Annotated in this window: 23 protein-coding genes and 1 pseudogene; 12 read left to right on the plus strand and 12 right to left on the minus strand. The window is 60.1% G+C overall.

All coding sequences use genetic code 11. The features are described 5' to 3' along the window. Positions 1-353: 353 nt before the first annotated feature. The 7 genes from hemL (at position 354) to HMPREF3148_RS03205 (ending at position 6828) form a co-directional block, all read left to right on the plus strand. Positions 354-1679 carry a glutamate-1-semialdehyde 2,1-aminomutase gene (gene hemL / locus HMPREF3148_RS03175; RefSeq protein ID WP_049151537.1) on the plus strand — a complete coding sequence of 442 codons (1326 nt, stop codon included), beginning with the start codon at positions 354-356 and terminating at the stop codon, positions 1677-1679. A gap of 59 nt (positions 1680-1738) precedes the next feature. After that, a complete protein-coding gene (locus tag HMPREF3148_RS03180; RefSeq protein ID WP_049146043.1) occupies positions 1739-2347 on the plus strand; it encodes a histidine phosphatase family protein in 609 nt (202 codons plus the stop codon). Positions 2348-2356: 9 nt separating this feature from the next. Then, complete coding sequence (locus HMPREF3148_RS03185) at positions 2357-2959, plus strand: TlpA disulfide reductase family protein (RefSeq protein WP_046646490.1); 603 nt, start codon at positions 2357-2359, stop codon at positions 2957-2959. Continuing rightward, positions 2960-3769: a cytochrome c biogenesis CcdA family protein gene (locus tag HMPREF3148_RS03190; RefSeq protein WP_070508685.1), complete on the plus strand. Its 810-nt coding sequence runs from the start codon at positions 2960-2962 to the stop codon at positions 3767-3769. It abuts the gene before it with no gap. 33 nt (positions 3770-3802) lie between these two features. Continuing rightward, positions 3803-5446, plus strand: coding sequence for a cytochrome c biogenesis protein ResB (locus tag HMPREF3148_RS03195; RefSeq protein ID WP_210382995.1), 1644 nt, complete (start codon positions 3803-3805; stop codon positions 5444-5446). Positions 5447-5530: 84 nt separating this feature from the next. Further along, positions 5531-6571 (plus strand): c-type cytochrome biogenesis protein CcsB, encoded by a 1041-nt coding sequence (ccsB, locus tag HMPREF3148_RS03200; protein WP_049146037.1) that lies wholly within the window; start codon positions 5531-5533, stop codon positions 6569-6571. Beyond that, positions 6571-6828, plus strand: coding sequence for a helix-turn-helix domain-containing protein (locus HMPREF3148_RS03205; protein ID WP_005527639.1), 258 nt, complete (start codon positions 6571-6573; stop codon positions 6826-6828). Before ccsB ends, HMPREF3148_RS03205 begins: the two co-directional genes overlap by 1 nt. A gap of 162 nt (positions 6829-6990) precedes the next feature. Here the strand turns inward: HMPREF3148_RS03205 and HMPREF3148_RS03210 are convergent, their stop codons facing one another. Continuing rightward, complete coding sequence (locus tag HMPREF3148_RS03210) at positions 6991-7275, minus strand: hypothetical protein (protein ID WP_049146035.1); 285 nt, start codon at positions 7273-7275, stop codon at positions 6991-6993. A 41-nt stretch (positions 7276-7316) separates the two neighbouring features. On the opposite strand from HMPREF3148_RS03210, the gene HMPREF3148_RS03215 reads away from it, so the two are divergent. After that, positions 7317-7646, plus strand: a complete 330-nt coding sequence (locus HMPREF3148_RS03215) for a DUF4229 domain-containing protein (RefSeq protein WP_005527641.1) — start codon at positions 7317-7319, stop codon at positions 7644-7646. 17 nt (positions 7647-7663) lie between these two features. Here the strand turns inward: HMPREF3148_RS03215 and HMPREF3148_RS03220 are convergent, their stop codons facing one another. After that, positions 7664-8893 (minus strand): MFS transporter, encoded by a 1230-nt coding sequence (locus HMPREF3148_RS03220; RefSeq protein ID WP_049146071.1) that lies wholly within the window; start codon positions 8891-8893, stop codon positions 7664-7666. 575 nt (positions 8894-9468) lie between these two features. Next, positions 9469-10359: a 1,4-dihydroxy-2-naphthoate polyprenyltransferase gene (locus HMPREF3148_RS03230; RefSeq protein WP_070508688.1), complete on the minus strand. Its 891-nt coding sequence runs from the start codon at positions 10357-10359 to the stop codon at positions 9469-9471. Between the two features lie 216 nt (positions 10360-10575). On the opposite strand from HMPREF3148_RS03230, the gene HMPREF3148_RS03235 reads away from it, so the two are divergent. Beyond that, the gene (locus HMPREF3148_RS03235; protein ID WP_049062518.1) at positions 10576-11247 is read left to right on the plus strand and encodes a metal-dependent transcriptional regulator; all 672 of its coding nucleotides are present in this window, start codon (positions 10576-10578) and stop codon (positions 11245-11247) included. Here the strand turns inward: HMPREF3148_RS03235 and menE are convergent, their stop codons facing one another. From menE to dcuC, 9 genes and pseudogenes are all read right to left on the minus strand, one after another. Next, the gene (menE, locus tag HMPREF3148_RS03240) at positions 11248-12381 is read right to left on the minus strand and encodes an o-succinylbenzoate--CoA ligase (RefSeq protein ID WP_049062514.1); all 1134 of its coding nucleotides are present in this window, start codon (positions 12379-12381) and stop codon (positions 11248-11250) included. 56 nt (positions 12382-12437) lie between these two features. Beyond that, complete coding sequence (locus tag HMPREF3148_RS03245) at positions 12438-13265, minus strand: metal ABC transporter permease (protein WP_070508690.1); 828 nt, start codon at positions 13263-13265, stop codon at positions 12438-12440. Next, complete coding sequence (locus HMPREF3148_RS03250) at positions 13265-14098, minus strand: metal ABC transporter permease (RefSeq protein WP_235429996.1); 834 nt, start codon at positions 14096-14098, stop codon at positions 13265-13267. The genes HMPREF3148_RS03245 and HMPREF3148_RS03250 overlap by 1 nt, the downstream gene beginning before the upstream one ends. Further along, positions 14095-14781, minus strand: coding sequence for a metal ABC transporter ATP-binding protein (locus tag HMPREF3148_RS03255; RefSeq protein ID WP_049151533.1), 687 nt, complete (start codon positions 14779-14781; stop codon positions 14095-14097). The genes HMPREF3148_RS03250 and HMPREF3148_RS03255 overlap by 4 nt, the downstream gene beginning before the upstream one ends. 6 nt (positions 14782-14787) lie before the next feature. After that, positions 14788-15954, minus strand: a complete 1167-nt coding sequence (locus tag HMPREF3148_RS03260; protein WP_049062511.1) for a metal ABC transporter substrate-binding protein — start codon at positions 15952-15954, stop codon at positions 14788-14790. A 169-nt stretch (positions 15955-16123) separates the two neighbouring features. Continuing rightward, a pseudogene (locus tag HMPREF3148_RS13095) lies at positions 16124-16321 on the minus strand (hypothetical protein); the annotation flags it as partial. Positions 16322-16498: 177 nt separating this feature from the next. Further along, positions 16499-16648 (minus strand): hypothetical protein, encoded by a 150-nt coding sequence (locus HMPREF3148_RS13645; RefSeq protein WP_005527653.1) that lies wholly within the window; start codon positions 16646-16648, stop codon positions 16499-16501. A 15-nt stretch (positions 16649-16663) separates the two neighbouring features. Next, on the minus strand, positions 16664-17644 hold the full coding sequence (locus tag HMPREF3148_RS03265) for a 1,4-dihydroxy-2-naphthoyl-CoA synthase (RefSeq protein WP_049151532.1): 981 nt from the start codon (positions 17642-17644) through the stop codon (positions 16664-16666). A gap of 60 nt (positions 17645-17704) precedes the next feature. After that, positions 17705-19123, minus strand: a complete 1419-nt coding sequence (dcuC, locus tag HMPREF3148_RS03270; protein ID WP_049151531.1) for a C4-dicarboxylate transporter DcuC — start codon at positions 19121-19123, stop codon at positions 17705-17707. Positions 19124-19292: 169 nt separating this feature from the next. Between dcuC and HMPREF3148_RS03275 the strand changes: the two genes are divergently transcribed. The 3 genes from HMPREF3148_RS03275 (at position 19293) to HMPREF3148_RS03285 (ending at position 23589) form a co-directional block, all read left to right on the plus strand. After that, entirely contained in the window at positions 19293-20312 is a 1020-nt protein-coding gene (locus tag HMPREF3148_RS03275; RefSeq protein WP_049151530.1) for an o-succinylbenzoate synthase, read from the plus strand. Positions 20313-20474: 162 nt separating this feature from the next. Then, positions 20475-22901 (plus strand): excinuclease ABC subunit UvrA, encoded by a 2427-nt coding sequence (locus tag HMPREF3148_RS03280; protein ID WP_049151529.1) that lies wholly within the window; start codon positions 20475-20477, stop codon positions 22899-22901. A 58-nt stretch (positions 22902-22959) separates the two neighbouring features. Continuing rightward, complete coding sequence (locus tag HMPREF3148_RS03285; RefSeq protein WP_049151528.1) at positions 22960-23589, plus strand: hypothetical protein; 630 nt, start codon at positions 22960-22962, stop codon at positions 23587-23589. The last annotated feature ends 18 nt before the right edge of the window (positions 23590-23607 follow it).

The raw sequence follows: 23607 nt of genomic DNA on the forward strand, positions 1-23607 counted from the left end.
TATCTTGAGCTGGAACCATGGTGACTTCTTTGCTTGCACAGGATGCACAAAATACAGCGCTAAGGCCGATAGCGCAGAAGAAAATGCGTGAGCGCATGATGAAAATTTCCCCCTTTTAAAACCACCGCCACGAGTGTTGGTTGCAAGCTGCATGAGCAGTCGGTGTGCAGCGCGCTTTGTTGTTCCCCCGGCGCTGCGATCGTGGCGATGACAGTAGCTTAACGGCAATTAGAAACCTGTGCAGGGTAAGTAGCGCGTGGAGTAGATGGAGCGGATGCAATTCGGCGAAGTGCTCTGGGTGCGGTGGCGCGTTTCGGACACTCCAACTTTTGTATAGGGACAAAGCAGTTACAATGTTGGCTATGCCTAATACGAGTCAGCAGCCAGTTTCCCAGTCCGCCCAGTGGTTCGAGCGCGCCTCCAAGGTCACCCCAGGTGGCGTGAACTCTCCGGTCCGTGCCTTCGGTTCGGTCGGCGGCCAGGCCCGCGTCATCGCACGCGGCGAGGCTTCCCGCCTATGGGACATCGACGGCAACGAGTACGTTGACCTTGTTAGCTCCTATGGCCCGATGATCCACGGCAACGCCCACCCGGCAATCGTGGAGGCTGTGCAGAAGGCAGCGGTCGATGGCCTTTCCTTCGGCGCGCCGACTGAGGCAGAAACCCTGCTGGCAGAGCGCATTGTGGAGCGCACCGCAGTAGAGCAGGTGCGTCTGGTCAACTCCGGCACTGAGGCCACCATGTCCGCAGTGCGCCTAGCCCGCGGTTACACCGGCCGCGCCAAGGTGCTGAAGTTCGACGGTTGCTACCACGGCCACGTCGACGCCCTGTTGGCCTCTGCTGGTTCTGGTGTGGCCACCTTCGCCCTTCCTGACTCCCCGGGTGTCACCGGCGCTTCCGCTGCCGACACCATCGTGGTCCCTTACAACGACCTCGCTGCCGTGCGCGAGGCTTTTGCCGCGCACCCAGGCGAAATCGCCTGCATCATTGCTGAGGCAGCCGCGGGCAACATGGGCACAGTGGCTCCCGATGAGGGGTTCAATGCGGCGCTGAAGGAAATCGCGCATGCCGACGGCGCGCTGCTCATCCTCGACGAGGTCATGACTGGTTTCCGCACCTCCCACAAGGGGTGGTTCGGCGTCGACAATGTGGCGGGAGACTTGGTCACCTTCGGCAAGGTTGTCTCCGGTGGCCTGCCCGCAGCAGCTTTTGGCGGCCGCGCCGACATCATGGCTTATCTCGCACCGGTTGGCCCGGTCTACCAGGCGGGCACGCTTTCCGGTAACCCGGTGGCAATGGCTTCTGGCCTGAAGTCCCTCGAGCTGGCAAACGAAGAGCTTTACCCACGTCTGGCTGCCAATGCAGACCGCCTCACCGGCCTTATCTCCGCTGCCCTGGATAAGGAAGGCGTGGCCCACAACATCCAGCGTGCCTCGTCGATGTTCTCCATCCGCTTCGCAGAGGGGCAGGGCAATAATTTCGACGACATGAAGGCTGCCGATACTTGGCGCTTTGCACCGTTCTTCCACGAGCTTTTGCAGGGCGGCGTCTACGTTCCGCCGTCAGCTTTCGAGACTTGGTTTGTTTCGGACGCCCTGACCGACAATGATTTTGAGGTAATCGAAAAGGCGCTTGCTCCGGCAGCGCAGGCAGCAGCAGCGGCAGTTCGCCCGCAGTAGTGCGCTAGTCTACCTGCGCACTAGCGCAGCAGCTCACGTAAAGAGCGAAAGGAACATTTATGTCGACGACCATCGTTCATCTGGTTCGCCACGGTGAGGTCTACAACCCAGACAAGATCCTCTACGGGCGCATTCCGGGCTACCACCTGTCTTCCCGTGGACACTCCATGGCGGCGCGCACGGCAGAGGCATTCCGCGGCCACGACGTCACCTACCTGGTGGCCTCCCCGCTGCAGCGCACGCAGGAAACCGCCCAGCCGATTTCGAAGGTGACCGGCCTTGATGTGGACGTCGACAAGAGCGTCATTGAGTCCGGCAATCGCTTCGAGGGCCTGCGCACCAAGGGCTGGAACTCCCAGCTGTGGAACCCACAGCGCTGGCCGCTGCTGCGTAACCCGCTGCAGCCTTCTTGGGGCGAGCCCTTCGAAGAGATTGCTGCGCGCATGATGAACGCCGTCGAGCGCGCACGTCAGAAGGCAGAAGGCCACGAGGCCATCATCGTCTCTCACCAGCTGCCCATCGTGATGGTGCAGCGCACCGCACTGGGCAAGCGCCTCGCGCACGCCCCGTGGGATCGCGAATGCGATCTGGCTTCGGTCACCTCCCTGGTGTTCCAGGACGACCAGCTGATCGACATCTTCTATTCTTCACCTGCACAGGCGATTTAAGGCAGAGCTTTGAAAAACACATTCCTCCCCGTGGCGGCAGCTGTACTCGTTGCAGCGACCACTCTTGCGGGCTGCGGTCAAGATGCCGATAACGCGCAGAATGCCGTAGCTACCGGCGGTACTTTCGAGTTCTTTGCCCCGGGCGGTCAGAAGGAAATCACGTACGCGCCGGATCAGCGCAAGCCGCTGAAGTCTTTCACCGGTGAAGATCTCCGCAACGAGGGCAAGACAATTTCCCTGGATGACTTTTCGGATCAGATCGTCGTGCTCAACTCGTGGGGACAGTGGTGCGCGCCGTGCCGCTCCGAGTCCGATGACCTCCAGAACGTCCATGCCGAGCTGACCAAGCGCGGCACTGGAACGGTCTTGGGAATCAACGTGCGCGACTTCAACCCGGAAATCTCGCGTGACTTCCTCGAGGACAACGGCCTTGAGTACCCGTCCATCTATGACCCGCCATTCAAGACCGCGGCGGCTCTCGGTGGTGTGCCCACCTCGGTGGTGCCCACCACCATCGTGCTGGACAAGCAGCATCGCCCAGCCGCAGTTTTCTTGAGGGAAATCACCGATAAGGACGTCCTCGCAGTCGTGGACTCATTGGAGAAGGAATAAATGGAGCACATTCTCGCCGCCGGTGTCGGTGAGGCCTTTGCGGATACCGTCGCAGCCGGCCCGCTTCTGCTGGGAATTCTTGCCGCAACAGCAGCGGGTTTGGTCAGTTTTGCTAGCCCCTGCGTGGTGCCCTTGGTTCCGGGCTACATCTCTTACCTGGCCAGCGTGGTCGGTGGTGAGGTGAGCTACGACGCGGAGCTGGGGGTGGGCGTCGGAAAGCGCAGGCAATGGGCCGTGGTGGCAGCAGCTTTGCTGTTCATCCTGGGCTTCACGGTGGTCTTTGTGCTCGCTACCGTTTCTGTCTTTGGTGCGATCTCCGCGCTCACGCTGAATTCGGAGATGCTCATGCGCGTCGGTGGCGTGATCACCGTCCTCATGGGCGTGGTGTTCATGGGCGTGGTTCCAGTGCTGCAGAAGGATACCCGCATGGCTCCGCGCCGCTGGACCACGTGGCTCGGCGCACCGCTGCTGGGCGGCGTATTCGCGCTTGGCTGGACCCCGTGCTTGGGCCCTACTCTGGGGGCTATCATCTCCGTTTCCGTCGGCACGCAGGGCATGACCGCGGTGCGCGGCACCGTGCTCATCATTGGTTATTGCTTGGGCCTTGGCTTGCCCTTTCTCCTCGTTGCTTTGGGCTCCGCCCGCGCTATGCGCACCATTTCGTGGATGCGCAAGCACTCTCGTACCATTCAGATCATCGGCGGCATCGCCATGATTCTCGTGGGCCTCGCGCTGGTTACCGGCATGTGGGGTAATTTCATCAACTTCATTCGTCAGTGGACTGTCGAGTACGGCGCGACGCTGATCTAGAAGGCATATAAGGCTTAGAAGGCACAGAGAGACATGAAACTTATAGTGAGCTATCTGCGTAAAGCATGGCATTGGCTGACCAGCATGCGAACCGCGCTGGCGCTGTTGTTCCTGTTGGCCCTAGCCGCAATCCCCGGTTCGCTGCTGCCGCAGCGTGACCTTAACGAATCCAACGTCACGGACTTTATCGAGTCCCACGGCAAGGTAGCGGAGATCTACGACAAGCTGCAGCTTTTCGACGTCTTCTCTTCCATCTGGTTCCAGGCCATTTTCATCCTCCTGATGATTTCCCTGGTGGGCTGCATCATCCCGCGTTCCTGGGAGCACTACAAGGCATGGAAGACTCCGCCTACCCGTGCGCCGAAGTACCTGGACAAGATGCCGCTGCATGCAGAAGGCCACTCTGAGCATTCCCCGGAAGAGATCGAAGAGGCCACCCGCAAGCTGCTGAAAAAGTGGCGCGTTTCGGAGACGAGCGCCGAAGATGACCGCGCCGGCCTCAAGTCCTTCTCCGCGGAGCGCGGATACGCCCGCGAGCTGTGCAACCTCATCTTCCACGTCGCTCTCGTGGCAATCCTGCTGACCGTGGCCGCGGGCCGTTTGGTCAACTATGAAGGCCAGGTCATCGTGGTGACCGAGTCGGGCTCCCAGGACAAGGAAGCCAGCCTCGAGCAGTCCACTGAGTTCTGCAATACCTCGACCTCGAACTATGACTCCTTCCGCGCGGGCTCGCTTTTCGACGGCACCGGGCTCCACCCGTTCTGCTTCGTGGCGCATGACTTCACGGCGGATTACCTGGATAACGGCCAGGCGGAGATGTTTACCTCCAACGTGTCCTACGCGGAGGGCGATGACATCTACACGGATCATTCCTCCTGGAAGGACTATGAGCTCAGCGTGAATCACCCGCTGCGCCTGTCCCACAACCGCGTCTACCTGCAGGGCCACGGCTACGCGCCGACCGTAACGGTGGAGTGGCCCAACGGTGAGAAGCGCACCCAGACCATCCAGTTCCGCCCCGATGACATGGTTCGCTTCCTTTCTTCTGGCGTCATGCGTTTCGACCCGCCGGCCGGCATGTACCCGGACTTGTTTGAGCGCCGCCAGAACCAGATCGCCATCCAGGGTCTCTTCGCGCCGACCGCACAGTGGTCCGGTGAGAACGGCCAGTTGCTCACCTCTGCTTACCCGGGCTTGACCGATCCGGCACTGGCCATTGACATCTACCGCGGCGACGCCGGCCTGGATACCGGTACCGCGCAGTCCATCTTCGATCTGGACTCCTCCCTGGTGCACTCGGGCCAGCTGCAGAAGATTGACCGCGTGAACCTGAGCCAGAACGAGTCCGTGACGTTGGACGACGGCACCAAGGTCACCTTCAACGGTGCCTCCCAGTTTGCGAATTACCAGATTTCTTATGACCCATTCCAGAAGTGGGTCTTGGTCTCGGCCCTTTTGATGCTTGTCTCCTTGGTGGGCTCGCTGGTGATCAAGCGCCGCCGCATCTGGGTGCGCATCAGCCCTGCCGCTGACGGCGGCACCGATATCCAGATGGGTGGATTGGCACGCACCGATCGTGCTGGTTGGTCCGAGGAGTTCTACGCAGTCCACCGAGCACTGCTGGAGCTGCCGGATCCAGACGAGGTCGAAGAAGACGAGATCTGGGTAGAGGATTAAAGCTATCCGCCAAAAGTTTGAGGTGGATAGCGTACGAGAGTATTGTATGCAGGAACTATTGAGAGCTAAAGCGCAAGGTTTTACATGCTGATTGATCAGAATCTGTCGAATTTCTCCGACATTGCCGTGCAAACGGCCTTCGTCATTTACGCCATCGCGCTATTCATTTCGCTGGTGTACTACGGTCGCATGCAGGGCGTCATCGATGCCCGCCGCGCCGCAGCCGCCAAGAAGGCGGAGTCCAAGCAGGCAGTGCTTGCGGGCGGCAGCGCTTATGCGCCTGAGGACGACGCCGCGCTTGCCGACGCCACCCCTGTCGACACCTCCGATTCCGTTTTCCACGCTGATGACGTCCGCGTGCGTGAGGAAAAGGCTGACAAGCTCGGCGGCATGACCCAGATGCTCATCTGGCTCGGCATTGTCTTGCACGTAACCGCGATTGTGCTGCGCGGTCTGGCAACGCACCGCTTCCCGTTCGGCAACCTCTACGAGTACGTCTTGATGGTCACGGCCGGTGTCCTGATCGTGGCTAACATCGCGATGCAGCGTAAAGAGTGGCGCACGATGTGGCCATGGATGCTGACCCCGATCTTGGCGCTGATGTTCTACGGCTCCACCAAGTTGTATGCGGAGTCGGCACCGGTGGTTCCGGCGCTGCAGTCGCACTGGCTGCCCATTCACGTGACCGTGGTTTCCCTGGGTGCTTCTATCGGCATTATCTCCGGTATCGCTTCGCTGCTGAGCATGCTGCGCGTGTGGCAGCCGAAGGGCAAGGAGCATGGCTTCTTTGGAACGGTGGCAAAGCCACTGCCTTCGGCTAAGAAGCTGGACCAGCTGGCATACCGTCTGGGCATCGTGACGCTGCCGACCTTGGGCCTAGGCATCGTGCTTGGTGCTATCTGGGCGGAGTCCGCATGGGGCCGCTTCTGGGGCTGGGACCCGAAGGAGACCGTCTCCTTCGCCACCTGGATTCTTTACGCCGCTTACCTGCACGCTCGCGCGACGCCGTCTTGGCGTAAGTTCTCGCCGTGGATCAACATCGCCGCTATGTCTTTGATGGTCTTCAACCTGTTCTTCATCAACATGGTTGTCTCCGGCCTGCACTCCTACGCAGGGCTGAACTAATGCCGGATACTCACAAGCCACGTAATAAACAGGGCAAACCGGCGGGTGATAACCCGCAGCTGCTCGCCATCGGAGCGGAGTTCGCGGCTCGCCGCCGCGAGTTGGGCATCCTGCAGCAGCAACTGGCCGATGCCGCAGGCGTATCTCGCTCCACTCTGCACACCATCGAGCACGGCGGCACCGGCGTGCGCTGGGAGAAGGTCACCGCGGTGGCCGAGGCTCTCGGCTTAGAGATGAGCTTCCAGCCGCGCACTTAGCGGCGTAGCTTTCCATCACTTTCTTCATGGTCCCATTGCTTAGGTCCCTTTGTGGGGCAATGGGACCATGAAGCGCGTTTTCAGGGTTGCCGTTACTCGTAAAGCTACCCGTAGAGAGGGACCTTTAGAAGGAGACCATTCCGCGCCGGCGGAGAATGCACCCTACTTCTCGTCCGTTTCGTCGCGCGGAGGCTCGTGGCGGTGGCTCTCGCGGCGCTGTTGACGGCGGCGCTCCTCGGCTTCCCGCTCGGCCTGCATTTCGCGGGCGCGGCGTTCCTTGAAGCGCTCTTTCTCGAGGTTCCACAGGAACTCTTCATCGTCGTCTGGGCCCTTGATGGCTGGGCGCTGCTCGACCTGTTCCGGCTTCTTCCAGCTGGAAGGGCCAAACGCCTTCCACACCAAGTAGACGGCAAGGACAACCAAGACAAGTAAAATCAAACGACCCATGCGTTATATCCTACGGAATCGAAAGCGTAGACTTTAGCCACATGACTGATACTTCTTCCGCATCCCACCCAGAGCCGCCGACGCCGGACCCTGAGCTGCGCCGTCGCTCCCGCGCCGCGCTTTGGAGGTACGGCTTGGCCCGCGTGGTGCTTTTTATCCTTCTCACGGTGGTCATCGAGCTCATCGCCATCCTGGCAGGTTTCCCCATTCCCGTACTGCTTGCAGCGCTGCTTGCCCTATTCGTGGCGCTGCCGCTGTCGATGCTCGTGTTTAAGAAATGGCGCGTAGAAGCCACCGAGACCTTGGCTGAGTATTCCGCTCAGCGCAAGGCTCATAAGGCCTGGGTCCAAGCGGAGTTGGCAGGCCGCTAGCTTTCACATCGTGGCATTCAATTACTTCGGAGGAACGGCTTTGTGAGCTTGTTCCATAACGAAGGAAGCGCAGTAAACAGTGCTGTGCCGAGGCCGGCGATGATTAATGCAGCGTTCGGTCCAGCGGCAGATACCGTCGGTGCACCCACAATGTATCCAACCAGCATTGCCGAATTGTTAATCGTCCCCATCGTTACTAACGCTTTGGGCTTAATCTTTGGATCGACGGCGCTGACGACCACTATTCTTAGAGCAGACACTTGGAGTCCATTAAACATTCCAGCCAATGCGAAAAGCGGAATACAGAGAAATAACGCGGGCACAAAGCCTGGGATCGAGATGCAGATCCCCATTCCTATTCCACTTTTGATCAAGGTCGCTAGGGCGTTTGCCTTCGTAAGTCTTGCTGAAAATCTTGCGCCTAAAATCCGTCCCACGACAAAACACTGGGCGACTATTGCATATAAAAACCCGCTGGTATTCAGGGACTGAGTGGCGAAGAACACGAGAGCCACGTTAAAAATCGATGTGAAGATAATCGCGGCCCAGATGCTTGTCAGCGCCTGACGCGAACGTGGATTGTTAAGAAGTATTTTTGGAGCTTCAACAATGCTGTGCAGAGGACTTGGGGCCTCGGCCTTGAGAGTGTGGGGGGAAGTTGATGGAACTAGGGGCCAATCTTGTCTTTGCAAACGCTGCACCACAATAATTGAGCTCCCGACGGCTAGGGCCTCCAATGCAAATACTGTGCGTAGTGAGGCGATGTCTAGGAATCCGCCGCCGAGTACAGGGCCTACGAAGCTGCCACATAGCCGAGCCGTGTCCAAGTAGGAAAAAGCCCGGGCTTGGTCCGAGGCATCTAGGCTTGAATCTGCAATTGCGTAATAGGCTGGAATGGTAATCCCACTCAACGTAGCTATTACGATATTTCCTGCGATGAGAGTGAGCGTTGATGGAAAGCCGCACAAGAAAATGAGAGTAAGGCACTCAAATATTGTTCCAAGCTTTGCCACCGTAAAAGGATTTGCTCGATCAAAGAATGGTGTCAAAAGAGGGGACACAAATACCTGCGCGCAGGCCCCTGTTACTAGAACAGTGGCCACAAGTGCTTCACCGTTTGGCCGAGTGGCGAAGTTTAGTGAGATTGCGATTGAAGTCATCGCTCCGCACAGAGACATAAAAAAGTAGGCAATGACGAGACTAAAGACTTTGCCTTTTGACCCATCATTACCTAGTGGAGTTTTCAACACTCTATTTGGTCCTCACCCAGTGGTCTACGGATATTCTCGAAGGAGCGATTCCTATATTTTGCAGTATTGAGGTATGCCGGTTGTCGCGGAAACTGTCTTTCTTTTCTAAGAAAAATTCCAAGTCATACCAAACAACGCCAAAGTGAACACATGCGCTGCCGTCGTTGAATGACTCGCTTAAAACGAATTGCCAATCGTAGGGGGCGCCTGGTCTATTCGGGCCCATTTTTGCAAGTCTTTGGTCAGAAATTTCAAGCTGTCGGAGACACTTTTCCAGACTTACGGCATTGGGCAGTTGGATTGTGACCTTACTCTCGGCCACAGCCTCTCGCCCTCTTACCCGTGATGGGGTAGACCCCCAACAGATTCGATTTTTGGAATCTCATCGAAAATAAACAACTTTCGACCTTTCTGTGCGGACAGATAAAACGAAGTGAGTGCAGTGTATCACTCTGAGTAATGTTTGTGATTTAAATTTCAGAAAATTTTAAATCGGCAACTTTTAACTTCGCTTGGAGGTCTTGCCCTTCGGCGTACGTTTTCCCTACGGGGAAGGCTGACAGTAAGTATTTTTAGACGAGAAAAAGCGCAATCGCGCTGACCAGCGCCCACACCAGCATTGCGCGGCCAGTGATCCCGAGCACCGGGATGAGCTGGGGGCCGCGGGCGCCGCGGTTGACCGTGCGGACGGCTTGGAGTGCAAACGGGAAGTACACCAAGGCAGCCAATGTCAGCCAGGAATCGAATGCGATGACAATGGTCAGCATAACCGGGATGAGCAGCAGCCACATGAATAGGTTGCGCGACTTTTTATCGCCCAAGCGCACGGCCAAGGTGATCTTGCCGGCCTCAGTGTCGGAGGGGATGTCGCGAATGTTGTTGGCCAAGTTGACTGCGGAGCTCATGCCACCAATGCCTATCGCCAGCGCAAGACCCGTCAGGCTGATGCGGCCAGCCTGCGTGAACTGCGTGCCCAGTACGGCCACCAAACCGAAGAAGATGAAGATGGCGACCTCGCCGAGCCCACGGTAGCCGTAGGGATTCTTGCCTCCGGTATAAAACCATGCGCCGGCAATACAAAGCGCGCCTACCAAGATGAGCCACGCGGCGTTCGCTACCAAAGACAACGCAATGCCAGCCACGGCGGCAACTGCGAACGAAGCAAAGGCCGCCCACTTCACGTGCTGCGGCTTCGCCAGCCCGCCGCCGGTCAGGCGCTGCGGGCCAGTACGGTCGTCGTCGGTGCCGCGGATGCCATCCGAGTAATCATTGGCGTAGTTGACACCGATGATGAGCGCCCACGCCACAATGAGTGCGAGAAAAGCGCGGCCCCAGTGCGCGCCATTGAGCGCGGCCGCGGCGCCAGTGCCAGCGATGACTGGGGCGAAAGCATTTGCCCATGTATGTGGGCGAGCGCCTTGGAACCAGTCTTTGGCAGTTGCGGGATAGGCAGAAAGTGACATGTCAGTTATTGTGCCACGCCACCGCGGGCATGTTGTGCACAAGGGGACGTACACGGCGGACATATAAAAGCCACGGGTATGCCAAAAGCGCGTCGTACGTACCCAAGAAAGGACGGCTGTGGGCCACACCCGTGGCAAAAGTTCAATGCGTTGAACTTTCTTAAAAGTTATTATGTGAATCGCTCGCAGGGCAAGGACTTTACTACGATGAATGTCATGCACTTAAGCGATCTCCCTGAACGTACCCAGGACTACCTCAAAGCCCTGTGGGACCTCTCCGAGCACTCCGGCGGCGCGCCCATCGCGCTCAAGGAGCTGGCGGGGCGATTGAACCAAAAGGTGCCCACGGCGTCGGAAGCCGTAAAGCGTCTCGTTGCCCAAGGGCTGGTGGAACACGAGCGCTACGCTGGAGTTTCACTGACCCCCGAGGGCCAGGCACTGTCCATGGGCATGGTCCGCCGCCATCGTCTCCTCGAGACCTTCCTGGTCAAAGAGCTGGGCTACACTTGGGACGAGGTTCACGAGGACGCCGATCTCCTCGAGCATGCATGCTCCGATCGCTTCATCGATCGCCTCGATCAGCACCTGGGCCATCCTCAGCGCGATCCCCACGGCGATCCCATCCCCGACGCGCAGGGCAGCATCGAGGACCTTGGCACGCTCACGCTTGACGACGTCCCCCTTCACACCCCTGTCACCATCGAGCGGGTATGTGACGGGGACACCGAGCTGTTGCGCTACCTCGACAGCCACGGCGTCGGCCTAGGCGTCGAGGTCGTAGTCGATTCCCGCGTTGCGGGCCTGCTTAACCTGCACGCAGGGGGCAAGGAGTTCTCCCTTGCGGAAGTCGCGGCCGCCGACGTGACGGTGCGCGCTAACGAAGCCTAATCAGTTCTTAAAGAGCCCTGCGACACCACGACGGTCCACCTTGCCGGGACCGGTCAGCGGCATCTCAGCAATGCGGATAATCTCGCGCGGAATCTGCCACCGAGGCAGGTCATCGAGCGCTTCGAGGATGTCGGTACGCGAGGCCCAGCCGGTGTAAGCTGCGGCGATCATCTGGCCAAGGCGTGGATCGGGGATGCCCACCACGCATGCACTCTCGACGCCCGGTACCTGCAACAAGAGCTGTTCCAGCTGTTCTGGGTGCAACTTCAGGCCCCCCGAGTTGATGATGTTGTCCAGACGCCCAGTGACGGTGAGTTGACCGTGGGCGTCGAGCTCCCCGGCGTCGGAAGTGGCGAACCAGCCATCGACGAAGTCGCGCGATTCCACATTGCGGTAGCCCTGCGCAATGGTCGGCCCGCCCAAGAAAATGCGGTTATCCTCCCCGATGCGCACCTCAGTGCCGGGCAGGGGAGTGCCGTTGTAGACGCATCCGCCCGCAGTCTCCGAGGAGCCATAGGTGGTTACCACGGTGATGTCGAGCTTGCGCGCAGATTCTAATAGCTGGGGATGCGGCGCTGCTCCACCCACCAGGATGGAGTTGAAATGGCGTAGCGCTTGGATGCCGTCCAGCGAATCGAGTGCCTTGTGCAGCTGCATCGGCGTGAGCGCGGTGTACATGCGGTCCTCGGTGTGGGCGAGTTCTTCTGCTGCGCGGGCGAACTCGGCGATGTTAAAGCCTTGGGACAGGTCGAGGCACAGTGGCTCCACACCCGCCACCAACGAACGCACGAGCACTTGGATGCCCGCTATGTGGTGGGCGGGCATGGCCAGTAGCCATTGGCCGGGCCCACCCAGGAAAGAATGGGTGGCATCCGCACTCGCCACCAGGTTAAGCGGGCTTAGCTGCGCACCTTTCGGTGTGCCCGTGGAACCCGAGGTGGCCACCACCAAAACAATGTCCTCAGCAATCGATTCGCCCGCGCGCATGTGGTTGCGCAGCAATTCCGCCCGCGTGCGGTCCGCTGCGGGAAGGGGCAAGAGCGTGGTCTGCCCAGCGATGGCCCTCTCGAGCTCATCCAAAATAGCTGCGGGATTGCGGGGATCGACTGGGAGTGGGGCGAGGATATGAGTCACGAATAATCAGGTTACCCGGGCATATCGCTCGTCCCGGGAGGCGGCGCGCCGGGCGTTTAGAGCAAGGCGCGTAGCCCCATGCTGAGCAAATAGAACACACCCGCCAGCACCGCGATCCAGCCGCCCGCCGACAAACTGAGTGCGGCCGCCAGCCAGAGCCCGCCGCATGCCAGCGCAATGCCCGCGATACCGGCACCGAGCATGAGCTGGGTGGGGCGCTTGATCCACGGCTGCAACGCCGCCGCCGGGGCTACCAGCAGCGCCAGGGACAAGATAGTTCCCACCGCGGGAATCACAACCACCATGGTCACGCTGATAAGCGTGAGGGTAAGCAAGTCGTAGCGGCCGGGCTTTCCGCCTTGTGCGCGGAAGAACGTTTGGTCGAAGTAGAAGGAGACCAACGTCCGGCGAAATGCCACCAGCACGCCAAGGCTGACCACCACCAGGGCGCCGACAAACCAGACATCCTGCGCATTGACAGTGGTCAGCGAGCCCACGAGAAAGCTATCCACGTGGATAGGTAGCGGTTGGAACCAGCGCAGCAACAAGATGCCCAGGGAAAACCCCAGGGTGAGCGTCACGCCGGCGGCAGCAGTCGAAGAAATGCCCTCGACGGTACTCAGCCACCGCATAAGCCAGGCCAAAGGCAGGCAGAACAGTGCCGCGCCCACCATCAAACCCGTGGAGAGATCCAAGCTCAGAAGGTTGGCCACCACTACACCGAGCACCGCGCCGGGGAAGATTCCGTGTGACAGGCTCTCAGCGAAAAAGACGCGCTTGCCCATGACCATCAAGGTTCCAACCAAGCCAGATAAACATCCCACAGCGATGGCCTCAAGGAGGGGCAACCGCAGGATCTCTGGATCAAGATGAGATAGTCCCATCAGCTAAATACCCCCTTCAAGCCCGCTAGCGGCACGGTGGCAACCAGCATCAAGCTGACGATTGCCTGCGGCGAAATCTGATGCGTGGTTTGGGACAACATGATGGCAAATCCCACCACCACTGCCAGTGTGGACAAACCCGCAGCCCAGAAGCACATGCTGCGCGGGGATCTAGCGATCAAGCGCGCCGAGAGGCCTGGAATGACAATAAAACCGATAACCAGTAACACACCCACTGCCGAGCTAGCCGCCACCACGATTAGGCCAACCGCGATATTCGCGATGAGCTCATAAGCCGCCACGTTGATGCCCATGGCGCGGGCCGCTGTGGTATCGAAAGCGACGAGAATCTGCATGCGCCAGGTTGTCAGGATGAGCAGTGCCGCAATCACGCAGAGCGTGACGGAGGTTGCCAGCCTGGACTGCGTGACGTCGAGAAGCCGGCCAAACATGAGGGCCTCCAGCTGCCCGGACTTGTCGCCATAGGCCAAACTGATGACCACGCCGATGCCGTACATGAAGGTCAGCACCACGGCCGTTCCGGCTTCCATATCCAGCTTCCGCGCTGACTGGCCCCGCCCAGAACCCAGAGAAGCCAGCACCAGCACCGTCACCGTGGCCACCGCGGCCGCACCCGGCACGATGCCCGGGATGCCGCCCACGATGAGCCCTACCACGATGCCCGGAAAAACCGAGTGCACGAGGGCTTCCACCGTAAATTCCATGCGGCGAAGATTAACGAGGACGCTAATGGCAGCTCCCGCAATCGATAGACACAGCAGGAAGAGAAAGGCATTGCGCAGGTACGGGGCGAAGAGAATCTGCTCTATCACAGTCGCGCGCCTTGCTCCATATAGGTTTCCACTGCTTCCTCGGTTCCCATGGTGTGGACCTTGCCGTCGAGCACAAACGCCGCCCAGTCGCAGGTGTGCTGCGCCAAGATGGGGTCGTGAGTGGAGACGAGCAGGGCGATTCCTGCTTCCTTGAGATCCGCAATGATCTGAATCAGGATTCGGCGACTTTCTTGATCAAGCCCGTTGAAGGGTTCGTCGAGAAGCACCAGCTCCGGGGCCGAAACCAACGCGCGCGCGATGAGTACGCGCTGGCGCTGCCCACCCGAGAGCTGGCCAAACCGCGTCTCGGCGAGGTGCTCCATCCCCACTTGTCGCAGGGCATTGAGTACGCGGTCGCGGTAGCTACGCATGCTCGTGCACTTGTGCCACCAGCTCACTGAGGGCAAAAGGCCCATTTCCACGACCTTGTAAGCCGTGACGGGAAAGCTCAGGTCGGAGTCTTGGTACTGCGGGACGTATCCGAGCGAGGCGTCGATGGTGGCCATGCCGCGCAAGGCAGCCAGGCCAGTGATTGCCTTGAGCAGAGTAGACTTGCCCGCACCGTTGGCACCCAGGAGCGCCACGGCCTCGCCCGCGCGGATCTCAAGATCAACGTCGGTGAGGATATCCCGGGCACCATAGCCGCAGGTGGCATTACGCAGAGTGACTAATGGGGAAGACATATAGAGCTACTTGCGCTTGGCAAAGTCGAATGCCTGCAGCGATTCCGGCAACGGTTGCTGCTCGGAGCCCCAGGCGCTGACCAAGGTGTTGATGTTGTGGACGATGGATCCGATGTAGGTCTCGCCCTCACTGCCTGGCACACCTAGCGAGTCGCCGTACAAAGCGTCGTCGGATGTAACCGCCTTGACGCCTGCGGCGCGGGCGATGGCCTCGATGGACTTCGAGTTGTTGGAATTCTCCGCAAAGATGGCCTTGGCGCCGGACTCGCGGACCTTCTTTACCTGCTCATCGATGTGGCTCGAGGTGGCGTCCTGCTGGTGGTTGAAGTCAGACAGTGCGGAGCCGATGAACTTCACGCCGTACTCGTTAGAGAAGTAGCCGAAGGCGTCGTGGGAAGAGAAGAGCACGCGGTCTTGCTCAGGAACTGCGGACATGGAATCGCTGGCCCACTTGTCGAGGTCCTCCAGCTGGTCGGTGTACTTCTTGCCGGCGGCGGTGAAGGCGTCCTTGGCCTGCGGGGAGGCCTGGGACAACGTGTTGACGATGTTGTCGACCTGAATCTTGGCCTGCTTCGGGGAGGTCCACACGTGCGGGTCGTACTTGAATTCTGGGGCCTCGCCGTCCTCCCCCGGGAAAGGCCACGGGCGCGGGTTCACGTGCTCGATGCCCTCGTCGATGGTGTACTTGCCGTTGCCATCGCCCATGCCTTCGCTCTTGACGCCCGAGGTTACGGCCATGACGCCGTGGAAGCCGGAGGAGTCCACGGCTTGGTCGAGGAAGTGCTCGAGGTCGACTCCGTTGACGAACATGTAGTCGGCCTGGGAGAGCGCCTGCATCTGCTGTGGGGTCATCTCGTGCTCGTGGGCGCTGGCGTTAGGGGCGAGCAAACAGGTGAGGTCGAGGGTCACTGGGCCCTCGCCGGAGGTGGTCTCCGCACCCTGGGAGTCGACCTTGTGGAGCTTGACGCCGCCGGCGGCTATCTGGGTGAGGTAGTCGCAGATCTGGGTAGTCGTGGCCACGGCCTTGACGGTGTTGCCGTCCTTCGGCTTTGCAGCGTCGGTGGATTCATTCGAGGCGCTGCAAGCGGCGAGGCTGGCGCCGAGCGCGAGGGCGCAGGTGCCTGCGAGAATGCGCTGTAGGGGGCGGCGTGGGGTGCTGAGATTTGAGCTCATCATGAACTTCCTTTGCATTAGGAGAAGTGAACTCAACAAACACTAGCACCCCCGAACTAGATTGTTCAATACTATGAACTTAGGTAGTCCTATCTCCTCTTTAAGTCGCTGAAATTTAAAAATGCCTCTCACTCCAATGGGTGAAGTGAGAGGTAGGGAGGTGGTGGTCTTACTTAGCTACTTTTGCCTTCTTGCTGAAGAAGAGTTGGTCGAGGGAGTGTATTCCGGGGCCAGCTGCGACGAGCATGAGGCCCGCTGCGGCGATGACGCCGACGAGCTCAATGATGGCTGCAGCTGGCGCTGCGATGGAAGCGGCTGGGACGCCCATGCTCTCGAAGGACTGAGTGGTGCCGTCGATGGTCCATTCGGAGAACTTCTGTCAACCGTGGGCGATGAGGATTACGCCCAGGACGACGTGGGCTGCGAGTATGGCGAATGAGTTGGCAAGTTTCATGCTGGACGCTTTACACGTGAAGTGTTTATGTGTCCGCGATTGCCGGTGATGTCTCACTTAAAAGTCTAAGTGTTTTGTGTCATGTTTGCCCTAGATGTACGGGTTTCGCAGCTCATCTTCTTGGTCGAAAGGCCGCTCCCCGCGGTCCTGCGCATTCTTGATGTGCTTGAGCATCCACACTCGCGAGCCGATGACGCCCGCCAGTGCAAGTGTGGCCAAGCCGATGGCGAAAACCCACATCGTGCTAACTCCTGACTAGTAGTAATACGGGAACTGCTCCCAGTTTGGGTCGCGCTTTTCCAGGAACGCCTCCTTGCCCTCGACGGCCTCGTCGGTCATGTAAGCCAAGCGCGTTGCCTCGCCGGCGAAGACCTGCTGGCCCATGAGTCCGTCGTCGGTGAGGTTGAACGCGAACTTCAGCATGCGCTGCGCGGTCGGGGACTTGCCGTTGATTTCGTGACCCATCTGGATGGCGGCGTCCTCAAGATCGGCGTGATCCACAACCTCGTTGACGGCGCCCATCTCGTACATGCGCTGGGCGTCGTAAGTGCGGCCCAGGAAGAAGATTTCGCGGGCGTACTTCTGGCCCACCATCTTGGCCAGGTAGGCCGAGCCATAGCCGGCGTCGAAGGATCCGACGTCGGCGTCGGTCTGCTTGAAACGGGCCTCCTGGCGGGACGCAATGGTCATGTCGCAGACCACGTGCAACGAATGCCCACCGCCAGCCGCCCAGCCGTTGACCACGGCTATGACCACCTTGGGCATGGTGCGGATGAGGCGTTGGACCTCGAGGATGTGTAGGCGTCCACCCTCGACCTTCTCGCGTGCCTCGTCCACGGTGGAGGCATCTGCCTCGGCGTCGTTGTGCTCGTGCGAGGTGGCGTAGCGGTAACCGGAGCGGCCGCGAATTCGCTGGTCGCCGCCAGAGCAAAATGCCCAGCCTCCGTCCTTCTCACTGGGGCCGTTGCCGGTGAGCAACACCGTGCCGACATCAGGAGTGCGACGTGTATGGTCGAGCGCGCGGTAGAGCTCATCCACCGTGTGCGGGCGGAACGCGTTGCGCACCTCCGGGCGGTCAAACGCGATGCGGACGATGCCATCTTCGCGCTTGTCTCCGATTAGCCTGTGGTAGGTGATGTCGGTGAGATCCGAGAAGCCTTCCACTGGGGCCCACAGTTCGGCCTTGAAAGGGTTGTCGGTGCTGTATTTAGAAGTTGCCTTTGCCTGGGAAGTCATAGGTACACAATAACCGCCGCAGCGATTAGCCACGGCGGTTGGTAGAGAGCGGGTTAGCTTTTAGCCGATGAACAAGAAGGAAAAAACCACGTTGAGCACAGCTGCGGCGATCATCGGAACGCAGGTGCGTTTGACCAGGCGGATGGGGTTGACGTTGATTGCGCCCGAGACGATCAGAACTGCGGCGTTGACCGGCGAGACCTGACGTATGAGGTTCGAGGTGCCCCAAATGGCAGTAAGCATTTGTGGTGCATTAATCGAGGTCTGGGCGGCCAGGCCAGGAACAACCTCAGAGAAGGCAAAGTAAGGGGCTGTGCCGGAACCTGTCAACGCTGCCATCAGTGCCGTAGCGCCGACGAAGATGAGAACAATAATTACGGCGGCGCCAGTAGAGCCCTCGGCAGCATTGACGAGCATGTCGATGACGCCCATCTGGGTGATGCCTTCGACCAAGACCGCTGCCGCAACCAGCAGGGCAACCACGCCAGCGGCGCCTTCGCCCATGCCCTTGAAAAAGTGCGCGGTGGAATCCATCGACTCTGTGATGGAGCGGATGCGGATTGCCTCAATCAACATGGCGATAAACAGCGAGACCACGGTCACCGGCAGGATATCTGCTTCAAATGGGATGACGCCGGTGCGGTTCAAGATTGCCGAAACAATAATCAGCAACAGTGGCATAAGAGGAAGGACGGCGTAGAAACCGGGCAGTCCCTTTGCTCGCTCAAGTGCTTCACGGGTGGCGCGGTCGGATTCGGACAGAGTATCGGAGCCTGCGGTGGCGTCGTCAGCGTGGGCTTTGCGTGCATCTACTTTGTCGCAATGCTTCTGCCACCACATATGGACAAATGCGGTAATGAGAAGCGCCGGGACGGTAGCGCGGGCAACCGAGCCGTACACAAACTCGGTCACGCTCATGTTTGTCAGATCCGCGCCTTGAATCAGACCTGCCTCAAGGGGCGTCGGGATGATGGTAGACGAGGTCACTACCAGCGCGGCCACCGTCAAAGGCGTGAGACCAGCGGCGATAAGGGCGGGTAGGAGAGTGGCGACGAGCAGCAACGACAACGCAGCGGCGGAGGGAATCACCAGTGAGAGTAGCGAACCGATAAGAAAACCTACCGGGACGAGCCAGTAGCTACCGCGGAAGCGTTTCAAGGGCGAAGACAATACGACAACGGTCTTGGCATCGGCGCCGATGTGCCGCATATAAGACACGAAGCCGAACAAAACCATGATGGCCATGCCGATGCCGCTAAAGCGGGATTTGAACAGGGCATCTACGACCAAAAGTTGGTCATAAAAAGCATTGCCTGTGGCTTCGATTTCTACGGTGCGCATATCCGCGCGGTTAGTGAGAGCGGCAATCATGAGGAGGAGGACGCCGACACCGAAGATGGCTGCGGCGGCATGAACCTTTTTGTAAATCAGCCACATCACCGCGGCGATGGCCGCCAAGGCAATAATGAGGTAAAGCATGCGGGTTTGACCTGCCTTTTGCTGGATAAAAGATATGCAGAAATATGCCCTTTACGCAGGGCTTAAAGGCTAACCGCGGTTGTTATAACCTCTGTTCTTACTCTAACAGCTGTTGTGACAGGCAGCGAACTAAGCAGCAGCTAAAACTGGGTCAGGTACGCTACATTCCATGTCCCAGGTTGAAATTGATGATGTCCTCTCCCGCTCCCATGTTGTTGCCCTGCCTTTGGCAGTGAAGTTCCGCGGTATTACCACCCGCGAAGCCTTGCTCATCGAGGGCCCCGCCGGCTGGGGCGAGTTCTCGCCTTTCCTAGAGTACGAAGCTGCGGAGTCGGCACACTGGCTCGCCGCAGGCCTGGAGGCTGCCTACGAAGGCTTCCCCGAACCCGTGCGCGACCTCATCGAGGTCAACGGCACCATCCCCGCCGTACCCGCCGCGCAGGTTCCCGAGGTAATGGAGTGCTACCCGGGCTGCCGCACTTTCAAGATCAAAGTGGCAGAGCCAGGGCAGAGCCTTGCAGACGACGTCGCCCGTGTGCAGGCAGTGCGTGAGTACATCACCGCGCAGGGCCGCATTCCGGTGCTGCGCGTCGACGCCAACGGCGGCTGGAGCGTGGAACAAGCCATTGAGGCGGCCAAGGCCCTAATGCCCCTGGACTACATGGAGCAGCCGTGCGCCACCGCCGAAGAACTCGCGGAGGTTCGCCGCCAATTAATGCGCAACGGCCTCTTCGTGCGCGTCGCCGCCGACGAGTCCATCCGGAAGGTCGAGGATCCCTTCCGGGTCGCGGACCTGCAGGCTGCCGACGTCGCGGTGGTCAAACCTGCGCCTTTGGGCGGAGTGCGTAGGGTGCTGGATGTCGCGAAGCAACTGCGTGCGCGCCACATGGACATCACCGTAGCCTCGGCCCTGGATACATCCGTGGGTATCGGAATGGGGCTGGCGGCTGTCGCAGCGCTGCCGAAGATTCTCGACGACGAAGACATTGACGTCACTCCCGCCGCCGCGGGCCTGGCCACCGGCTCGCTCTTTATAGAGGACGTCACCGAGCCGCGCCCGCTTATCGATGGCCATTTGGAAGCCACTCCGGCGATCCCAGATCCCGCGCGCCTGGCTGACCTCGCAGCCGCGCCCGAGCGCCGCGACTGGTGGTTTGAGCGCGTCCGCGAGTGCTGGCAGCACCTTTAGATTTCGCGCTAGCGGAGGGGCACCTTCTCGCTAGCGGGGCACCCTATCGCTAGCAGCGCACAATTTGCCAAATAGGAGCTGGATTCTTCGAAGATTCCTGGTCATATTTGGCAAAATGCGCACTTTTCACCCCGCAGAGACGCCGTGGGTACGGTGGAACTCATGACTGGATTTATCAGTGTCCGCGATGCTCACCTCCACAACTTAAGGAATGTCGATGTCGACATTCCGCGCGGCAAGGTCGTGGCCGTTACGGGCGTTTCGGGCTCGGGCAAGTCTTCCCTCGCCTTCGGTACGATCCACGGCGAGGGCCAGCGCCGCTACCTCGAATCCGTGGCACCCTTTGCACGCCGCCTCATCGGTTCCGCCGTGGATCCGCAGGTCAGCCAGATTGAGGGCCTGCCGCCCACTGTTGCCCTAGAGCAGTCCACTTCCGGCGGCGGCGCCCGTTCCACGGTGGGCACCATCTCCGCTATCTCAAATTCGGTGCGCCTTCTTTATTCGCGCGCCGGGGACAACCCAGAGGGCCTTTATTCGGATTCCTTTTCGCCGAACACGCCCGAGGGAATGTGCCCCAATTGCCAGGGCACCGGCATCGTGCACGTAGCCACGGAGCAGTCGATGGTCCCCGATCCCACCCTCAGCATCGAGGATGGCGCCATCGCCGCCTGGCCGGGAGCCTGGGCAGGCAAGAACTTCCACGACATCCTTTTGAATCTGGGCTATGACCTCGACTCGCCCTGGCAGGAGCTGCCGAGAGAGGATCGAGACTGGATTCTCTTTACCGAGGAGCGACCCGTGGTCACCGTCAAGCCGCTCCGCGGCGCCGACCAGATTCAGCGCAACTACGAGGGCACGTGGCGCTCCGTCGCGAGCTACCTGAATAAGACGCTTGCCGAAACCCAGTCCGATACCCTCCGCAAACGCACCCTCCAATTCATGGAGTCACACACCTGCGAGGTCTGCGACGGCCGCCGCCTCAACCCCCACGCGCTGAAGGTGACCTACGCCGGGCTGCCTATCGATGCCTTCAACGAGCTGCCCCTCGACGAACTCCTCGCACTGCTCGACAAACAGCAGCCCGAGGAAAACAGCGCCGAGCATCTGCTGCTCAAACAGATTCTTCCCGCATTGCGGTCCGCACTGGAGCTGGGCCTGGCGCACCTGAGCCTTGGCCGACCCACGGAGACCCTGTCAGCCGGCGAATTACAAAGAATCCGGCTCGCGGCGCAACTGCGCTCCGGCCTGTTTGGTGTCGCGTACGTGCTTGACGAGCCGTCGGCAGGCTTGCACCCCGAGGAACGCGCGGCCGTCATGGATATCTGCCGCAGGTTCGTCGCAGGCGGCAACTCCGTGCTGTTGGTGGAGCATGACATGGACTTGGTGGCCCAGGCAGACTGGCTTGTCGACGTCGGCCCCCTCGCCGGCGAGGGCGGCGGCAAGGTCATCTATTCGGGCCCAGTAGCCGACTATCTCGCCGATACTCCCACCGCCCGCGCGCTGGCTCAGCGGCAGCTCACGCCCCGCAGCACTCGACGCACCCCGAGCACCGAGCTCACCCTGCGCGGGGTGCAGGCCCGCAACCTGCGAGGTCTTGACGTGAGTTTCGGCCTCGGGACCTTCAGTGCCGTCACGGGCGTTTCGGGCTCGGGTAAGTCCACCTTGGTCTCCACCGTGTTGGCCGGCCTGCTTCGGGAATCTGTCACGGCCGTTACCGACGAAGCAACGGAGGAGGAGTCACTAGACAAGCCGTGGAGCGTGGCAGAAGTGGAGAACCTCGATAAGGTCACGCGCCTAGTGCAGATCACGCAGAAGCCCATCGGGCGTACTCCACGCTCCACCTTGGCCACCTACACCGGCCTGTTCGACCACGTGCGCAAGCTTTTTGCCAACACGCAAAAAGCCAAGCAGCGGAAATGGACGGTCTCGCGCTTTTCCTACAACGTCAAACAGGGGCAATGCCCAACCTGCGGCGGCGCGGGCCAAATCGAGGTGGAGCTCGTCTTTCTCCCGGGCTCTTATACGCTGTGCCCCGATTGCCAGGGCAAGCGCTATAACCCGGAGACCCTCGAGGTGTCATGGGAAGGCCGTACCATCGCTGAGGTCCTCGAGCTGACTGTGGACGAGGCTGCCGAGCTTTTCGCAGAGGTAGAAACCTCCTCCGCGGTCACGGCCATCCGCCGCGCGCTGGATACGCTTCAAGCGGTGGGTCTTGGCTACCTGCGCCTTGGCCAGGGCGCGCCGGAGCTTTCCGGAGGCGAGGCCCAGCGCATTAAGCTCGCAACGGAGCTGCAGCGCTCGCGCAACTCCCACCGCGGCCACACGGTTTACCTCCTCGACGAACCCACCACGGGCCTGCATCCGGCGGACGTGTCGTTGCTTAACGCAGAGTTGCACAAGCTTGTCGACGCCGGACAGACCGTCATCGTGGTCGAGCACGATCTCTCGGTCATCGCGCAGGCAGACACCGTCATCGAGTTAGGCCCCGGGGCAGGCGCCGCGGGCGGAGAAATTGTGGCGATGGACGCGCCGGGTGATGTGGCTAAGCAGGCTACGCCTACTGGTCGGGCCTTGGCGCGAAAGAGTTAACGAGACTTTTCGGGTATCTCCCTGCGAACTCACAGGGAAATAGGGTAGTTCTAGGGACATGGCAAATAACTTTGGCAACAATTCCGGCAACTACTCTGACGATGAGACTCGCCAGATTGGCCGCGTGACGGGCTACGGCTCAGGCTTTGACAACAACGACGCCACTCGCCAGTTCGGTGCGCCGGATGACCGCCCGCGCCAGGTGTTCCCGGGTGCCTCGCAGCCAGCTGCGAGCAGCTATGGCCAGCCCAGCGGCTACAACTCGGGCTACAACCCAGGCCCGGAGCACAACTATGACCCGGTTCCGTCGAGCTACGAGGTGGAGCCGGAGCGCTCCCACAAGAGTGGCGGCAGCGGCCTGACTGGGGTCTTTGCCGCGATTGCAGCAATCGCGGTCATCGCAACTGGCGCGCTGTTTTTCATGTGGCGCAACGCCACCTCGGATGCAGAATCGCAGCCTGAGGCCGTGACCACCACGGCCACTGTTACTGAGGAAAAGCCCACCACTGTGACTGAGACCGTCACCGAGGAAGCGCCGTCGAACCCAATCGAAGAGCTGCCGACCCAGCTGCCGCCGGATATCCAAGACCAGCTCGAACAGGGCGGCCAGGGTCTTGAAGGTCTTCTGGATGAGCTTTTGAATGGAGCCACCGGTAACAACGGCAACGGCAATAGCCGGGGTGCCTAAGGCCTAAACGCCACTAGT

It is taken from the genome of Corynebacterium sp. HMSC05D08, from assembly GCF_001807215.1.
GTDB classification, from domain to species: Bacteria; Actinomycetota; Actinomycetes; order Mycobacteriales; family Mycobacteriaceae; genus Corynebacterium; species Corynebacterium striatum.

Bases quoted from the DNA above. Each gene is read 5' to 3' on its own strand.
- HMPREF3148_RS03260 (WP_049062511.1), bottom strand. From the start codon at position 15,954: ATGAGCTCAAATCTCAGCACCCCACGCCGCCCCCTACAGCGCATTCTC.
- HMPREF3148_RS03235 (WP_049062518.1), top strand. From the start codon at position 10,576: ATGCACTTAAGCGATCTCCCTGAACGTACCCAGGACTACCTCAAAGCC.
- HMPREF3148_RS03265 (WP_049151532.1), bottom strand. From the start codon at position 17,644: ATGACTTCCCAGGCAAAGGCAACTTCTAAATACAGCACCGACAACCCT.
- HMPREF3148_RS03275 (WP_049151530.1), top strand. From the start codon at position 19,293: ATGTCCCAGGTTGAAATTGATGATGTCCTCTCCCGCTCCCATGTTGTT.
- ccsB (WP_049146037.1), top strand. From the start codon at position 5,531: ATGCTGATTGATCAGAATCTGTCGAATTTCTCCGACATTGCCGTGCAA.
- hemL (WP_049151537.1), top strand. From the start codon at position 354: ATGTTGGCTATGCCTAATACGAGTCAGCAGCCAGTTTCCCAGTCCGCC.
- HMPREF3148_RS03285 (WP_049151528.1), top strand. From the start codon at position 22,960: ATGGCAAATAACTTTGGCAACAATTCCGGCAACTACTCTGACGATGAG.
- dcuC (WP_049151531.1), bottom strand. From the start codon at position 19,123: ATGCTTTACCTCATTATTGCCTTGGCGGCCATCGCCGCGGTGATGTGG.
- HMPREF3148_RS03190 (WP_070508685.1), top strand. From the start codon at position 2,960: ATGGAGCACATTCTCGCCGCCGGTGTCGGTGAGGCCTTTGCGGATACC.
- HMPREF3148_RS03255 (WP_049151533.1), bottom strand. From the start codon at position 14,781: ATGTCTTCCCCATTAGTCACTCTGCGTAATGCCACCTGCGGCTATGGT.
- HMPREF3148_RS03205 (WP_005527639.1), top strand. From the start codon at position 6,571: ATGCCGGATACTCACAAGCCACGTAATAAACAGGGCAAACCGGCGGGT.
- HMPREF3148_RS03280 (WP_049151529.1), top strand. From the start codon at position 20,475: ATGACTGGATTTATCAGTGTCCGCGATGCTCACCTCCACAACTTAAGG.
- HMPREF3148_RS03230 (WP_070508688.1), bottom strand. From the start codon at position 10,359: ATGTCACTTTCTGCCTATCCCGCAACTGCCAAAGACTGGTTCCAAGGC.
- HMPREF3148_RS03245 (WP_070508690.1), bottom strand. From the start codon at position 13,265: ATGGGACTATCTCATCTTGATCCAGAGATCCTGCGGTTGCCCCTCCTT.
- HMPREF3148_RS03215 (WP_005527641.1), top strand. From the start codon at position 7,317: ATGACTGATACTTCTTCCGCATCCCACCCAGAGCCGCCGACGCCGGAC.
- HMPREF3148_RS03195 (WP_210382995.1), top strand. From the start codon at position 3,803: ATGAAACTTATAGTGAGCTATCTGCGTAAAGCATGGCATTGGCTGACC.
- HMPREF3148_RS13645 (WP_005527653.1), bottom strand. From the start codon at position 16,648: ATGTGGGTTTTCGCCATCGGCTTGGCCACACTTGCACTGGCGGGCGTC.
- HMPREF3148_RS03180 (WP_049146043.1), top strand. From the start codon at position 1,739: ATGTCGACGACCATCGTTCATCTGGTTCGCCACGGTGAGGTCTACAAC.
- HMPREF3148_RS03210 (WP_049146035.1), bottom strand. From the start codon at position 7,275: ATGGGTCGTTTGATTTTACTTGTCTTGGTTGTCCTTGCCGTCTACTTG.